Annotated in this window: 14 protein-coding genes and 2 riboswitches; of the genes, 4 read left to right on the top strand and 10 right to left on the bottom strand. The window is 23.7% G+C overall.

Translation table 11 applies throughout. The features are described from left to right. The first annotated feature begins 49 nt into the window (after positions 1-49). Positions 50-448 carry a carbohydrate-binding protein gene (locus ABDZ71_RS08645; RefSeq protein ID WP_343760789.1) on the top strand — a complete coding sequence of 133 codons (399 nt, stop codon included), beginning with the start codon at positions 50-52 and terminating at the stop codon, positions 446-448. Between the two features lie 190 nt (positions 449-638). On the opposite strand, the gene ABDZ71_RS08650 is transcribed toward ABDZ71_RS08645, so the two are convergent. Then, on the bottom strand, positions 639-2,576 hold the full coding sequence (locus ABDZ71_RS08650; protein WP_343760791.1) for an ABC transporter permease: 1,938 nt from the start codon (positions 2,574-2,576) through the stop codon (positions 639-641). Between the two features lie 374 nt (positions 2,577-2,950). Continuing rightward, a complete protein-coding gene (locus tag ABDZ71_RS08655; protein WP_343760793.1) occupies positions 2,951-3,895 on the bottom strand; it encodes a cache domain-containing protein in 945 nt (314 codons plus the stop codon). A gap of 258 nt (positions 3,896-4,153) precedes the next feature. Here ABDZ71_RS08655 and add point away from each other — a divergent pair, with 258 nt between their 5' ends. Beyond that, a complete protein-coding gene (gene add / locus ABDZ71_RS08660; RefSeq protein ID WP_343760795.1) occupies positions 4,154-5,158 on the top strand; it encodes an adenosine deaminase in 1,005 nt (334 codons plus the stop codon). Between the two features lie 199 nt (positions 5,159-5,357). Here add and ABDZ71_RS08665 read toward each other — a convergent pair whose 3' ends face one another. From ABDZ71_RS08665 to ABDZ71_RS08675, 3 genes are all read right to left on the bottom strand, one after another. After that, positions 5,358-5,879: a cob(I)yrinic acid a,c-diamide adenosyltransferase gene (locus ABDZ71_RS08665; RefSeq protein WP_343760796.1), complete on the bottom strand. Its 522-nt coding sequence runs from the start codon at positions 5,877-5,879 to the stop codon at positions 5,358-5,360. A gap of 115 nt (positions 5,880-5,994) precedes the next feature. Next, positions 5,995-6,960, bottom strand: coding sequence for a GHMP family kinase ATP-binding protein (locus ABDZ71_RS08670; RefSeq protein ID WP_343760798.1), 966 nt, complete (start codon positions 6,958-6,960; stop codon positions 5,995-5,997). A gap of 12 nt (positions 6,961-6,972) precedes the next feature. Beyond that, the gene (locus ABDZ71_RS08675) at positions 6,973-7,764 is read right to left on the bottom strand and encodes a sirohydrochlorin cobaltochelatase (protein ID WP_343760799.1); all 792 of its coding nucleotides are present in this window, start codon (positions 7,762-7,764) and stop codon (positions 6,973-6,975) included. Positions 7,765-8,037: 273 nt separating this feature from the next. Beyond that, positions 8,038-8,121, top strand: a riboswitch (cyclic di-GMP riboswitch). A gap of 55 nt (positions 8,122-8,176) precedes the next feature. Further along, positions 8,177-8,259: riboswitch (cyclic di-GMP riboswitch) on the top strand. A 61-nt stretch (positions 8,260-8,320) separates the two neighbouring features. Between ABDZ71_RS08675 and ABDZ71_RS08680 the strand changes: the two genes are divergently transcribed. Further along, a complete protein-coding gene (locus ABDZ71_RS08680) occupies positions 8,321-10,639 on the top strand; it encodes a collagen-binding domain-containing protein (protein WP_343760801.1) in 2,319 nt (772 codons plus the stop codon). Next, entirely contained in the window at positions 10,629-11,360 is a 732-nt protein-coding gene (gene srtB / locus ABDZ71_RS08685) for a class B sortase (protein ID WP_343760803.1), read from the top strand. Before ABDZ71_RS08680 ends, srtB begins: the two co-directional genes overlap by 11 nt. 227 nt (positions 11,361-11,587) lie before the next feature. On the opposite strand, the gene ABDZ71_RS08690 is transcribed toward srtB, so the two are convergent. The 5 genes from ABDZ71_RS08690 to ABDZ71_RS08710 form a co-directional block, all read right to left on the bottom strand. After that, entirely contained in the window at positions 11,588-12,388 is an 801-nt protein-coding gene (locus tag ABDZ71_RS08690) for a hypothetical protein (protein ID WP_343760805.1), read from the bottom strand. Further along, positions 12,388-13,092, bottom strand: coding sequence for an ABC transporter permease (locus tag ABDZ71_RS08695; protein WP_343760807.1), 705 nt, complete (start codon positions 13,090-13,092; stop codon positions 12,388-12,390). The genes ABDZ71_RS08690 and ABDZ71_RS08695 overlap by 1 nt, the downstream gene beginning before the upstream one ends. 1 nt (position 13,093) lies before the next feature. Further along, positions 13,094-13,990, bottom strand: a complete 897-nt coding sequence (locus tag ABDZ71_RS08700; protein WP_343760809.1) for an ABC transporter ATP-binding protein — start codon at positions 13,988-13,990, stop codon at positions 13,094-13,096. Between the two features lie 159 nt (positions 13,991-14,149). After that, a complete protein-coding gene (locus tag ABDZ71_RS08705) occupies positions 14,150-15,538 on the bottom strand; it encodes a sensor histidine kinase (RefSeq protein ID WP_343760811.1) in 1,389 nt (462 codons plus the stop codon). Between the two features lie 5 nt (positions 15,539-15,543). Further along, on the bottom strand, positions 15,544-16,260 hold the full coding sequence (locus tag ABDZ71_RS08710) for a LytR/AlgR family response regulator transcription factor (RefSeq protein WP_343760813.1): 717 nt from the start codon (positions 16,258-16,260) through the stop codon (positions 15,544-15,546). Positions 16,261-16,495: the final 235 nt, after the last annotated feature.

Below are 16,495 nucleotides of genomic sequence, written 5' to 3' on the forward strand. Positions count from 1 at the left end.
ATTGTATTATTAGTTACGTAATAAATATTGCTAGAAAGAAGGATGCAAAATGAAAAAATTAATTAGTTCCATGATGGTTTTATCTTTATTAGTTATAGGTCTAGCTGTACCCTTTAAAAATGTACATGCTGCTGATAACAATATGGTAGCCTACAAGATTTCTTTGCCTGTAGATTATAACAAAACAAACACAACTGATATTAAAGAAGTAACTCTTCACTATGGAGTTAACGGTTGGAATAACATTAAAAACGTTAAACTTAATAGACAAGTTGTAGATTATTATATGGGTAAAACATTTGAAGCATTTACTGCTACTATTTATGTTGAAAAAGGAAGCACTTTAGATTATGCTTTTAAAGAAACATTTAATAATGGAAATGTTAAATGGAATAATAACATTGGTAAAGATTATCATGTTTGTGTAGAAAAAACTAATATAAACTAGTTTTTATAATACACATTTATATACCTAAATTAAAATTAAAAGGAAATAGATATAAACATATAATTTTATTATATAAATAATAAATAAAATTAAAATAGCTTATACATATTTAAATGTATAAGCTATTTTAATTTTAAAAAACATATAATAATTACTAACCAATAAAAATATAAATCAAATAGAATATCAATTAATTATTTGTATTTATAATTTTTATATAAGACTTAACTGTAATAATATAATATATATAATATACTAATAAATAAGAAACTAACATAATACTAGCTAATACAGTAAAATCAATTTCAAGTATTTTTGAAAAAGCAATCAATCCAACTATACTATGAAATAAAGTAACCACTAAAGGTAACCCAAATATTATTCTAATTTGTTTTTTTACACAGCTTTTTATTTGAACTTTACTAGCACCTATATTTTTCAATATAATATATTTTTGCCTTTCTTCAAAGGACTCTGATAAAGTTCTAAAATATATTATACTTGCAGTAGAAATAATAAATACTATAGCTATAAAAATTGCTGTAAATATAAAGCTACCAAAACTTATATTCATTATTTTATATTCATCATATAAAGCATAAAATTTAGAATCAGCTGGCATAATTTTTCTAATATCTTCTGTAACCCTGTAACTATCTTCAATATTAGTTAAAAAGTAACCTTTTAATCTTCTTATATTATCTTTGTTATACAATTCATTATAAGTTTTATCTGTTACTATATAAGTTAATCCTGCAAATTTACCTGGGAAAATATCATAATCTGTTTCCCCATTAACTTTTAGATTTTCACTTTTTTCAAATATATCTAAATCATAGCTTCCACTAAATTTTCTACCATCTTGAAAAGCTTCTATAGCGTTCTTATCATTTTTAACTTCCACTATATTTTTATACCCTTCAGATTTTGCCACTTTATTAAATTGGCTTTGTGATATTATATCAATAGTATATTTTCCCTGGTCAGACTTTTCCATAGAAATTTTACTTTCATCTATCTTAGTTTTATACCTAAGAAATTCTGCTTCACAAGATTTCTTTATTGTATTGGTATGATTATTAAAAATAATTTTTTCCACTGCCTTATCTAAGTTTTTATCATTTGATTCATATACATAGGAAAATGAAGTGGTTCTGTTTTTTGAAAAACCTTTCATCATTTTATTAGAAGTAATAGTAAGTCCAACTAATATTATAGTTATTGAAGTTAATAAACATATTATAGATAAAGTAGTTTTATCTTCATTTATTCTATTAGATATATTAGATATAGCTATTGAATTAGTATTTTTATAATAAAATCTTTTGATTTTACGTAAAAATTTTATACTTAAAACAAGAAAACTACTAAAAAACATAAATGTACCTATAATTCCTATAATTAATGCTAATGGCACTAAAAGAACATCCTTTGGTTTAGATATTTTTAGAACTAAAATATAACTTATGCAAATAAAAATTATAGACAATATTGCAAATATTATAGTTTTGATTTTTTTCAAATTTTCAATGAACACTTTTGTTTCATTAGGTCTAAAAAATTCTATAAGTTTAAATTTATATGTATATCTATATCCATGTATAGATATAATTAAAAATAGTATTCCAAAAGTATAAAATGTATGGGTTATAGCTTCTATACTTACGGTAAAATTAACTATCATGTATACATTTATGCTTCTAAGTAACACCATAATAAATAATTTACTTAGCATAGTTCCCATAAAGGTTCCTATTAATAAAGCTACTATTCCTATTATTATATTTTCAATAAAAATCATAGAGCCAATTTGTCTTCTTCTAACACCTAAGAGAAGATATGTTCCTATCTCTTTTTTTCTTTTTCTTATAAAAAAATTAGTAGAATTCCATATAAATATTAATGAAAATAAGGTTATTATTATTGATGCAAAATAAAACACAAAAAATATACTCTTATTTCCTAAAACAGAATCCTGAACATATAAAAAATCATTTAATTGCTTATTAAATCTTATAGATTGAAATACATTGTATAACATTACATTTGTAAAAATAGCTATAAAATACAAATAGTAATTATAAATATTTTTCTTTAAATTTCTTATAATTAATTTAACTAAATTCATTATTTATTCTCCTACCAAAATAACATTTATAAATTAAAGTATTAGTCTATAATTATCTTGTGTATTTTTCAATATTTATTATACCTTTAAATAAAAAATTACTCTATAACTCTCTAATAATAAATTGAATATTTTGGGTTACACTTTTGTAAGGTAAGACTCATTTTACCTTTTAGGGATATTAAAATAAATAATAAATAAAATATGATATGTTTTTTCTAAAAACAAAGTAATGAATTTATTAAAAAATTTATAATTTACCAAATAATAAAAAATAAAGATAACTAAATTTAATTATTAATTATCTTTATAAGCTATAACATAGTTTTTAAATATATAAATTTAATACTAACTAAATTGTTTAATTAAAATTATTATTCTTTCTTATGATTTTCATCATAATTTCCCTCTTCTATTGATTTAGTTAAACTATCTAATCCTTTTTTACTTATTGCTATTATTAAAGCTTCTACCATAGCCATTATTTCACCTATTTTTACTATCTCTTTATTATTTTTTTGTGAAATAACATGATCATCTTCTACTATAAGAGTCCAATCGTTAAATGGTAAATCAAAATATACACCATATACATCTTTTCCCCGATAGTCTTTATAGGGTATTTGTTTTGAATAATCTATACTTGCTTTAACTTTTTTTATATCAACTCTTAAGTTACCTACAGAATCTGGTACAAATCTAGATTCTGTAACAAGAACCCCATTTTTATCAACTATATAACTTTCTGTAGTTTCATCAATAAATCTTGAACTTATTACTGATTCATTTAAAAAATTTAAATTAACTTTAGAATATATCAATCCTATAACTTTATCTTCCTTAAAAATAGGAACTCCTATTTCTATATATTCAACTTTTTCATTTTTAGTTAAAGGTGTTATTTTTGTCTGTCCATTAATAGCAGACTTAACGCATTCTTTTTCTTTTATAACTTCTCTATCAAAATTATTTCCATAAACTATAGAATAATTTTTATCTATAACCAGTATTTCATCATATACTTCTTTATTTTTTCCTTTTACAAATTCAATCAATTCATCAAAATGTTCTGGTTCCAATGTTTGAACACATTCTGTATGAGAAATTAAGTTTAAATTATTTAATATACTATCGGATTTATTCACAATTTTCTTTTCTTCATCCTTACCTATAGTATATAAAGAATTAATTATTTTATCTATAGCTTCATCACTATTCATTTTTTTATATAAAAAGCTTGTACAGAAAGTTGGAATAACAGCTATAAAAAGCAAAATTATAGTGCAAAATTTTTTATTTTTTATTTTAAATTTCTTCATTTCATTCACCTCTGAAAGGCTTTATATATACTTAGTTCTTTATTTAAATATTCCTCTCCTTAATATATACAATGAAATATAAAGGTAAAATGTCACATTATTTAAAATTTTAATTATATTCTTTTAAAATAGTTGACATTAAATCTTAAATATTATATATTTTATAAGATTTGAATATAAAATATTTTTTCTTATCACATAAAAAATTACAATACAAAATATTTACATTGTAAAATTCAAAACATATAGGAGGACAATATGAACTTTAATAAATTACCGAAAATAGAATTACACTGTCATTTAGATGGATGTCTTAGAGCAAAAACTGTAGTAGATATAATAAAAGAAGATAAATTAGAACATCTTTATAATAAAATAGATACTATAAATAATCACCTTTTCGTATCAAAAAACTGTGAATCATTAGATGAATACTTAGAAAAATTCCAAATACCTAATGAAGTTATGCAAACAACAAAAAACTTAAAAAGAATATCTTTTGAATTAGTAGAAGATGCTGCAAAATCTAATGTAAAATATATAGAAATAAGATTTGCTCCTCTTCTTCATACTAGTAAAGGATTAACTTTTGAAGAAATAGTTGAAAGTGTTTTATCTGGAATGAAAGAAGCGGAAGGAAAATATGATATAGAAACTAATCTTATACTTTGCTGTATGAGAATTTCATCTGAAGAAAAGGCAATTGAAGTTATTGAAAAAGGAAAAAAATATTTAAATAAAGGAGTTGTAGCTGTAGACCTTTGTGCTAGTGAAAATGAGAACTTTCCTGAAAAATTTGAAAGAGCAATAAACTTAGCTAAAAACTATGGTTACAGAATTACAATACATGCTGGTGAAACTGGCATTGGTGAAAATGTACTTAAATCTATAAAATTACTTCATGCAGAAAGAATAGGCCATGGTGTATATATAAAAGACTGTGATGAAGCTTACAATTTAGTAAAAAAACTAAATATACCTTTAGAAATGTGTCCAACTAGTAATATTGATACTAAAGCAGTTATTGACTACGCCTCTCATCCTTTTAAAAAATTCTTAGATGACGGAATAAAAGTTACAATGAATACAGATAACATGACAGTATCAAATACAGACTTAAATAAAGAATATAATATCATGAATGAAGTTCAAGGATTAACTTTAGAGGATTTTAAAAAAATTTATGAAAACTCTATAGAAGCTTCCTTTGCTTCTCCAAAAGTAAAAGAACATTTAAAAAAATACCTAAAAGACTTTAAGTAAGAAAATATATATTTCCATAATTCATTAAATATTTTTTATTAAATATCTAGTAAATAACTACTTTTATCCTTTTAGATGAACAAATGATTTACACTAAATCATTCATTTAGTGTAAGTCATTTAAAATTTTAAATTTTAATAATAAAATTTTGTAAAATTCTTATACATTAATTCTACTTACTTTTAAAGTAATAATTTTTTAATTTTCTATTCCACATCTAGCTTTGACACCTTTTTTATAGTAATGTTTAATTTCTTTCATTTCTGTTACTAGGTCTGCAAATTCTATTATTTCATCCTTTGCATATCTTCCAGTTATTATAACTTCTACTTTAGGATTTCTATTTTCTAATATATCTATTAAATCACAAGGAGAAAATAAATTATAATACATAGCAATATTTGCTTCATCTAAAACAACTAAATCATATTCTCCTGATTGTAAAATATTTTTTATTTTTAAAAGTGCTTCTTTTGCTAATCTATAATCTTCCTCTTCCGGGTTATTAAAAATAAATTTATCTTGACCAAACTGCTGCATTTTAAAGTTATCTAAAAGTTCTGGAGTTTTAAGTTCACTATATTTCATTCCTTTTACAAACTGTCCAAAATAAACTTTTTTGCCAGCACATATAGCTCTTAGAGATATTCCTAGTGCTGCTGTAGTTTTTCCTTTCCCATTTCCAGTATAAACTTGAACATATCCTCTTTCCTCTGACATCATATCTACCTCTTTTCCATTAAAATCTTAACTTAACCAATAATATAATCTAACTATTCATATGTAAATTGCAAATAAATAAAAAGTGAAAAATATACCTTATATATAAATTAGGTTATTTGAAAGTAACACTTTCTAAAGGATATACTCTCAAATCCCCATAGGGCTTATACCCTTTCAATGCTTTATTTAAGGTTTCTTTATCTTTATATATTATCCCTAAAGCATTTCCGCTATGTGCTCCTATAATCCCTGATCCGTAAGTTCTATTTTTATAATCAATAACAAAATCTAAATAACTATAAGTCACTCTATGTAAATTTCTAATTATACTTTCAGTAGACACATAAGATATTCTATCTATATCTTTTTTCAAAATTCCTTCTTTTAGAATGGGAACTAAATCATCTACTTTTTCCATAGAAGGTAAATTTTTTTTATTAAAATTAACAGTATTAATTATTCTATTTCCTTCAAATGCAAGTATGTAAAATTTTATATATTCTCCTATTTCTTCTTTATATTTTCCATATTTATAATCAAATATATTAAATTTATCAAATATAATACTATCTGTAGGTTCTATTTCTAGGGAAAATTTTGTTAATTCTTCTTCTAAATAGGGCTTATTAAATATTTTAGTTAAAACTTTATAAGTAGCACAAATATCTGCTGTACTACTAGCAAGTCCCTTACCTTTTGGTATCTGACTTTTAATTTCTATATGAAATTTTTTATAAAAATCACTATATCCCCAATTTTCAAGGATTTTTTTCATAAACATACTAGCTTTAAAATTATTTCTATACTTTATGTTACTATATATTTTGCCTTCAGTTTTATTTAAAATTTTAAACTTATTATTTTTAAAATTTTTTCTAAAAATTCTTATATTATTAGTTTCTATAGTATTATTTATATTTAAATTATTAACTCTCACATTTTGATTCTTTAAATCATTCTTAAAAATTTTAACATTAGTATATAAATTTATAGGAAAAGATACTAAAATATCTTTTCCTTTAAAATTACCTTGAAGTACTTCTCCAAAGCTCCCTGGATATTTACTGTTATATTCCATAAACGGTCACCATTAATTATTTTCCATAGAATCTTTTATGTGATTTACATATATATTTTGAAATTCTTTATTTTCTCCTAATCCTTTAAGATATATCTCTACTTCAAAGCCTTCACTTTTTAATATATTTTTAAATGAGTCTTCATCATCTCCTGCCATATCACATTTTGCATGATCACCTGCTACAAGCATAAATGGCATTAATAAAACTTTTTTTATATCTTTTCCCTTAAGTTTTGGTATTACAGAATCTAAAGAAGGAACTCCTTCTACATTAGCTATGTATATATTACTATTTAGATATTCCTTTAAGTAATAATCATATTGAAAATAGGCTGCATTAGCTTCATGTTCTGTTCCGTGTCCCATAAGTATAACTGCTTCATCATTTTCTACTTTATTTGGCATTTGATTTTTCAATGCATCCACAGCTATTTTATAGTCTTTAGTTTTAAATAATAAAGGTCTTCCAAGTTTTATAGATTTAAAACTATCTTTATATTCTTTTACTGCAGTTTTTATTTTTTCATATTCTTCTCCAAACATAATATGTAAAGGCTGTACTATAATTTCTTCATATTGTTCTTTTTTTAATTTTTCTAAGGCTTCTTTGGGAGTATCTATTTTTATATTATCTCTTTTTAAAATTTTTCTTATTATCATATTTGAAGTAAATGCTCTTTTTATATCATAATCATTAAATTTATCTTTTATAATATTCTCTGTACTTTCTATAGAGTTTTTAAGTGCGTCTTTATAACTTGTTCCAAAACTTACTACAAGTATAGCTTTTTTATTTTTCATATTTTCCTCCTAAAGTTTAAAATATTTATATTATAATATGAGCCTATATTATAATTTTACCATATATAAAAATATAAAAATATTTTTTTATACTAGTTATATAGGATCCTTTCATTTTCATTTATACCCTATTTAAAATATTCTAATTAACCCTCCTAGTATAATTTTATAAATATATCATTATTAGTATATAAATATATTATTATCAGATATAAAAAAATCCTTGCAAAGAAAATAATACCATGCTATTATAATATCTATAAAATGTGTATATACACCTCGGGAGACTTTGATATACGTACTTATTTTGGGCATCTTGTATGTATGGAGTTAGTGATGCAACCTACCCTATGTTTATTTTAAGCATAGGGTTTATTTTATATAAATATATTAACTTGTAAAAAATAATATATCCTTTCAGGGAAACTTTGATATACATACTTATTTGGGCATCTTGTATGTATGGAGTTAGTGATGCAACCTACCTTATGTTTATTTTAAGCATAGGGTTTATTTTATATAAATATATTAATTTCTAAAAAAAGGAGATGACACCATGAAAAACAAAAGTAAAAAAAACATAGCAAATATATTATTGATTTCATTAATAATAAACATTTTGATTTCATTTGGAATTAACAATAAAGTATTTGCACACCCAACACTAGGTGATATAAATCATTACAATGGAATAGTTTTTGGAAACATGTCAGCTGAAAATGCAGACTCTGAAGGTCCAGTTGCAGTATTAGGAAATTTAAATGCTCCAACAAGTAATAGTGGAGAATCTTATTCTGTGTATATGGACTCTAGATCAGCAGTTATGGGTATACCATATCCTGTAAATGATTATTGCGCATTAGTAGTTGGTGGAACTCTCTCTAAATCAAGTAACCGAAATTCAAATTTAATGGCTCAAAGTGTTACAATAACAAATGAACAATTTAAAAACATATTTCCTAATTGGATGCATAGAGCAATAAGAGTACTCCCTAAACAAACAATTACAAATGCATTTGATGAGTATAAAAGGGATATTAATTCTGCAATCCAAAAAGTAAATAAATTATATGATAATTTTCCTAATAACTCAACTGATGAAAAAATAGTTCAATCCCCTACTAATGATAGGGTTAAAATCGCAAATATAAATAATATTGATGAACTTAAAAATGGCAATACAATTGACTTAGGTAATTTGGAAAATTCAGATTTTTTAATAATAAAATCCAATCAATCCTCTGTAAACTTTAATTTTGGAACACTTACATATAATGGAGATAGATTAACCACTACCTTCATTAAAAACAATAAGAATACTCTTGCTCAAGTATTTAAAAAAATATTATGGGTTTTCCCTAATGCTGATACAATTAATCTTTCATCTACTGAATTAGTAGGAAACGTTCTAGCTCCTAATGCTACTTTGACCGGTAGAGGTAACGCTATAGATGGTCAAGCAATAGTTGAAAATTTACACCAACGTCAAGGATTTGAACTGCATAGTTTTAGATTTGATTGGAATTTATTTAAAAACTTACAACTTTCTAAACCAGAAGTAGTTGAACCTCAGCCTGAAATAATTACTCCTAAACCACAAGTTATCGAGCCTCAACCTGAAGAATCAACACCATGGATTCCACTTACCCCTGCAAAAGAATCTATACCTTGGACTGAACTTACACCTGCAATACATACTATTCCATGGTATACACTTACTCCTGCAACAAAACAATGGACTGATACTTTTGTTACCCCTGAGCCTCAAGTACTACAACCTTTACCTAAACCTCAAGAAGTTCCTCCTTTAACTTGGACGGATACTTTTGTTACTCCTGAGCCTCAAATGCTACAACCTTTACCTAAACCTCAAGAAGTTCCTCCTTTAACTTGGACGGATACTTTTGTTACTCCTGAGCCTCAAATGCTACAACCTTTACCTAAACCTCAAGAAATTCCTCCATTAACTTGGACGGATACTTTTGTTACTCCTGAGCCTCAAATGCTACAACCTTTACCTAACCCTCAAGAAATTCCTCCATTAACTTGGACGGATACTTTTGTTACTCCTGAACCTCAAATATTACAACCTTTACCTAAACCTCAAGAAGTTCCTCCTTTAACTTGGACGGATACTTTTGTTACTCCTGAGCCTCAAATGCTACAACCTTTACCTAAACCTCAAGAAATTCCTCCATTAACTTGGACGGATACTTTTGTTACTCCTGAGCCTCAAATATTACAACCTTTACCTAAACCTCAAGAAGTTCCTCCTTTAACTTGGATTGATACTTTTGTTACTCCTGAGCCTCAAATGCTACAACCTTTACCTAAACCTCAAGAAATTCCTCCTTTAACTTGGACGGATACTTTTGTTACTCCTGAGCCTCAAATGCTACAACCTTTACCTAAACCTCAAGAAATTCCTCCATTAACTTGGACGGATACTTTTGTTACTCCTAAGCCTCAAATATTACAACCTCTACCACCAGCTATAACAGTACCTACTATGTTGCCAGTACAAACAATAAAAACACAAATACCAGTGCCACAAAAAGTACCTACAATACCAACGATAATAAAATCAAAAATATTAAAACCTAAAAAAAAGAAAAATACTGAACCTATACTAGTAACTTTAAAACCTAAAACAACAAATAACATTCCAATTATTAAAACAAAAGATATTCCAATAAAAGTAACTACTAGTCCTAAAAAAACAACACCTAAAACTAATATAGTAAAAACTATTAAAAATTATAATCCTAAAACAGGTGATAAAGGTGTTTTTGTTAATATTGTACTGTTAACTTTAAGTTTGATAGGTTTATTCCTTATTAAAGTTTTAAATATTAAAAAAAGTTATGAAAAATAAATATAAACTAATTAAGTATATTTTTATTGCTATTGTCATCATTAATAGTTCATATATTTTTAAATATTTTTATAATATTTATTCTAATGATAAATTATTAAAAAATATTAAGAAAACTTATAAAAATGCAACAAATTCTCATAAAAATAAATTCGATGAACTAGTAAAAAAAAATCCTGACTTTGTGGGCTGGCTAAAAATCAATAATACTAATATTAATTTTCCTGTAGTACAGGGAAAAGATAATAAATTTTATTTAGACAAAGATTTTTATAAAAAAAATAACAATTCAGGTTCTATATTTATGGACTATAAAAATAAAATCACTAACAACATTAAAAATAGAGATAAAAATATAATATTTTATGGTCATAATATGAAATCTAACACCATGTTTGCTGAGTTAAACAAATTTACTAATAAAAATTTCTTTATGAAAAATAAATATATTACTTTTAATACTAGAACTGAAAATTTAAAGTTTGAAATTTTTTCTGTATATAAAACTAAAAGTACAGAAAACTATAGAAAAATAAACTTTGTTAGTGAAAAGCAGCATGAAAACTTTTTAAACAAAATAAAAAATAATTCTCTGCTTAAAAAAAATATAAGTTTAACCCATAATGATTTTATTATAACTTTAAGCACCTGTGCTTATGATTTTGATGATGCTAGACTAGTATTACATGCAAAATTAATAAAAGAAAAAATTTTAAAATAAAATTATTCTAATTAAAAAGATATATTAATATAAAAATATATCTTACTAAACTAATATTTATAAACTCTTAATTTAAAGCTACATTTTTATAATTAATCTTCCTCCATTGTTTCAGGATTAATTATAAAATGTAGCTTTTTAAATTATATATCAGTAGATTATTTTTTTCATTAAATAATAGAAGAAAATATGTTTCTAAAAAATAATTTTTTAGAAACATACTTAAATTAGTAACTAAATTCTCTCTTTTCAAATATATTTTTCCCTATAAAATAAGCTACTACAAAATAAATTAAAGCTACTAAGTTTCCAATAATTAGAGTTTTAAAATCTACTCCATCAAATCTAACTCTTCCTACATATCCTATAACTCCAATGGGAGAAAAATTATTAGTAATTGTAGTTTTATCTGAAATACTTAAAAATATAGATACTGCTATTCCAAGAGCTATACTAACATTTTTATTTTTTATATACATAGATACTAATCCAAATATAAGTCCCCAAGATGCCATAGGTATAATTGCTGATAAATAAATTAATATAACTTGTGAAAGTCCTTTAAAACTCAACCCAAAGAAGAAAATACCTACTATAAATCCTAATAATAAAGTTAAAACTACTACTAAAAAAGAATAAACAATCAGGCTTAACACTTTAGCTTTAAAAATACTACTATTATCTTTGTGAAGTCTTATAAAAAATTTCATGTTTCCACTAAAAAAATCTTCTCCAAATATTCCTATTGAAAATACAATCATAAAGAATGCAAAATATGGTGCTGCAGTTCTGAAAATAAATTCAGTACCAAGTTGTTTTAAAAATATACTGCTATTCATATTTAATAAATCATTAAGCATTTCTTTAGAATATTCTAGTGCTTCTTTAGGATTACTTTCTAATCTAGCTTCTTGAGAATTCATTATAAAACATATTGAAATTGCCATAAATATAATAAAACCGATTAATATATATAATTTCTTTGAATGTACTAACTTAGTAATCTCATTTTTTAAAAACTTAGCCATCAAAGTATCATCTCCTTTTTACTAAATAGTTTAATATCTAAAATCATAAAAAATATAATATATAAAACAAATAATATAATAGAAAATTTAGTTATTTGTCCTTCTTGTAATACAAATTCCCATAAAAATCTTCTAGGTGTTATATTTCCTATAACTTTCGGAAAAAAATCTGACATTATTACTAATAAAAATACTAACAAAGATAAAATGGAACTATTTTTAAATAATATTGATATCATTACAAATATAAGAAGTATAGGAATTAGTGTAATTAAAAATGTTCCTCCCATTCTTGATACTTTTAATATGTTTTCTAATGAAATATTAAAAGTACTCCAGTTTAGGAACATATAAGTTAATGTTAAAAGAAAAAAAGTAAAAATTATTAATACTGTTGTTATTAAAAATAAAGAAAGCATTTTAGAAAATAATACTTTTTCTCTTTTTTTATAAAGAACAAAGAATTTCATGCATCCACATTCATAATCATGGGTAAAAATTTCTGAAGCTATTGGTGCTAAGATTATTGGAATTACAAATATAAATGTTTTTACATTGTCAAAAATAAAGCTATACAATGTTTGATTTAAAACACCTGAATCTTTAAATATAACATCTGCTATTAAAATAAAAGTTAGTATAATTCCTCCATATATAATCATCTTAAAAGGAGTGAAAAATTTTATAAGTTCACTTTTTATCATATTATAATCCTACCTCCTTCATAAAATAATCTTCTAATGAATTACTGTTTTTAGAAATATCTATAATCTCAATATTTTCTTCTCCTATTATCTTATTAACTACTTTAAAATCACCTTTTTTAATTTCAATAAATAATCCTTTTTCTATATCTTTCATTTTTAAGACCTTATTTTTTAATAATTTTTTCAATTTATTTCTTTGGAAAGTTGTTATATTATACTGCTCTTTATCACTATTTAATAAATTGTCCATTGAATCTTCCCTAACTATTTTTCCTTTATTTATCATAGCAACTCTATTACATAAATTTTGAACTTCATTTAAAATATGAGAACAATATATAAAAGTAATATCACCATTTTGGGCTAATTTTTTAATTAAATTTCTCATATCTTTTACACCCTCTGGGTCTAAACCATTAGTAGGTTCGTCTAATATAACAATCTTAGGATTAGATAAAAAAGCTCTTGCTACAGCAAGTCTTTGTTTCATTCCCATAGAATAACTACTTACTTTTTTATTTTTGGCATCTTTAAGACTTACCATTTCTAAAACTTCATTTATCCTTTTACTATCTAAACCTAAGACATTTGCATATAACATTAAGTTTTTATACCCAGTTAAATTTTGATAAAAACTTGGATAATCTATCATCGCTCCAATATTTGATGGATTATTTTCTTTTTCTTTTAAAACATTTTTTCCTTCTATATAGACCTCACCTTTAGATGGTTTTAAAAGTCCTAAAATTGTTTTTATAGTAGTTGTTTTTCCTGCTCCATTAGGGCCTATAAATCCATAAATATCACCTTTAAAAATTTTCAAATTTATATTGTCTAAAACTTTTTTATCCTTATATTTTTTAGTTAAATTCTTTACCTCTAAAATTGTATTCATTATTTAATCTCCTTTCATTCCCTTTCCTTGATTAAATAATATCAGTTTTTTTTAGAGTTTTATCTTATCTCTCCAAAGCTATATCCTAAAGAACTTAAGACATATTTTAAATTACGGTTAGGATAAAAAAATTTGCGGTAAAGAAAAAAGACACCTTATTTAAGATGTCTTTTTATTATTTTTAATCCATAACTCCTGTACAAATAAATTATTTTCTACAGATGTATTTATAAAAACATTTTTATATTTTTCATCTAAAAGTTTTTTCACTGTTGAAAGTCCTAATCCTCTATCTTTACCTTTAGTTGAAAATCCTTCTTTATATATCTTATGAATCATAGGTTTTTCACCAGAAAAATTATTATTTATTACTATAGCTACATAATCCCCTTTATTAAAAACACAAAGATAAAGTTTTGAAAATTCACATTCTAAACATGCTTCAATAGCATTATCCATAAGTATTCCAACTATCCTACATAAATCTACTGAATTAATATTTACTTTATAAATATCTTCAACTATTTCTACTTTTATATCTATTTTCATAGATATAGCCTTTATAACTTTTGTTGATAATATTGCTTTTAATGATGACTCTTTAATGTATTTAAGCTTATCTACATTACTATTATTCCATTTAACATTCTTATCCATATTAATAACATTCTTATAAAAGAAATTTTTAAGATTTTCCATATTATCTGTATCCATATAACCTTTAAGTGAAATAAGCATATTAGCATAATCATGTTTAAACTTTCTAGTTTCACTATACATACTTTCTACCATACTAGCATATTCTTCTATTCTTTTTTTCTCTTCAACTTCTCTTTTAAAACGAACTTCTTTTTCTAAATTTTTATCATAATTATAAATTACTATAAGTATAAATATCATAGAAATTGAAGGTATTACCATAGGGATAAACTCCCCTACTATAAAATCTATTCTAGGATTTTTTCTTGAAGATACAAAAGGACTTAATAGGGCTATAGTTATACCTATTGGTACACTTATACTTAAAATCATTCTATTTCTTATATTACTTGAAGATAGTTTTTTATTATTTTCATTAAAAAGAACTTCTATAATCTTAAATATAACTAATACAAATAAAACCATAACTATAAATTTAGCTATATAACTTTTAACTACCATAATATTATTTTCTTTATAAAATACTCCATCAAAAAACATTTCATATATAACATTTAAAAAGCAAACAGTAAATATAGTAATAATTATTAATATATTATAATCATTATATTTTCTCTTTTTAGTTTCAGAAATTATAACAATAGCTAGTAAAGGAAGTGTAATAAGATAAGATCCTATTTTAACAACAAAAATAATTATAAATGAAATAAAAAAATATCTAATTAAATCCACTATTTTTAATTTATTTTTATATAAAATACATATTAAAGAAAAACAAATAATAGTTACTGATAAAGGATCTAAAACCGCTTCTGTTATAAGCTTTCTAAGAGTAAATTCTTTTATATAAACTGCATTAGAACTAACTAAATTAAATATATTAAACATAATAGTTACAACAAACCTTTCTTATATCTAAAAGAAACATAACACTCTTCACTATTTGCCATAATGATTTTATTATTTTTTAAATCTATTTCTCCAATTTTATCTTTATTTACAATATAAGATTTATGACATCTATAAAAATTTGGTGTAAGTTTTTTTTGTATTTCTTTAAGATTTCCATAAAACTCAACTTGCCTATTTTCTTCATGAACTCTTATCTTATGGGCTGTACTGCTAGTTTCTATAAATAAAATATCTTTAAGTCTTATATTAATTATTCTAAAATCTTCTTTTATAGATATATATTTATCTTTAGAATCTGATTTTAAGTAAGTATTATAAGCCTTTAAAAGGCAGCTATTTACTCTTTCTTTAAATCCATCTTCATCTTTAATTACATAATCCATAGCTTGTACTTTATATTTAAATACAAGATAACTCATCTCCATATGTACTGTTGTAAATATTATGAATCCTCTTGAATCTAAATCTCTTATTTTTTCTCCAAGCCTTATTCCATTTATCTCACTTTTTAAATCTACATCTAAAAAATAGATCCCTGTATTATTATTTTCTTTAACATATTCTAATACTTCTTTAGGATTTTCTGTACATACTGTTATTTTCAAATCTAAATTTTCTCTTAATATAGTATTTTCAATAATTCTTCTAATATTATTTCTAAACATAGTATTATCATCACAAATCATTACTTCTATCATATAATCACCTCTGTTTTAAAATGATAACAAAAGTTATTATAACACAATATTCCTTATGTTATAATAATTGTATGTTTTTTTACATTAAACATATATATGGAAGGAGTTCCAACCTTGAATTATATTATTCCTATAACCCTATGTACAATATTAGATATTATTCTTATTATTGAATACATTAAAGATAAAAAACTCTATAGATTATTAGTAATATTCTACCTACCTTTAGCAAGGT

The organism is Clostridium oceanicum, assembly GCF_039521385.1.
Taxonomy (GTDB): domain Bacteria; phylum Bacillota; class Clostridia; order Clostridiales; family Clostridiaceae; genus Clostridium_F; species Clostridium_F oceanicum.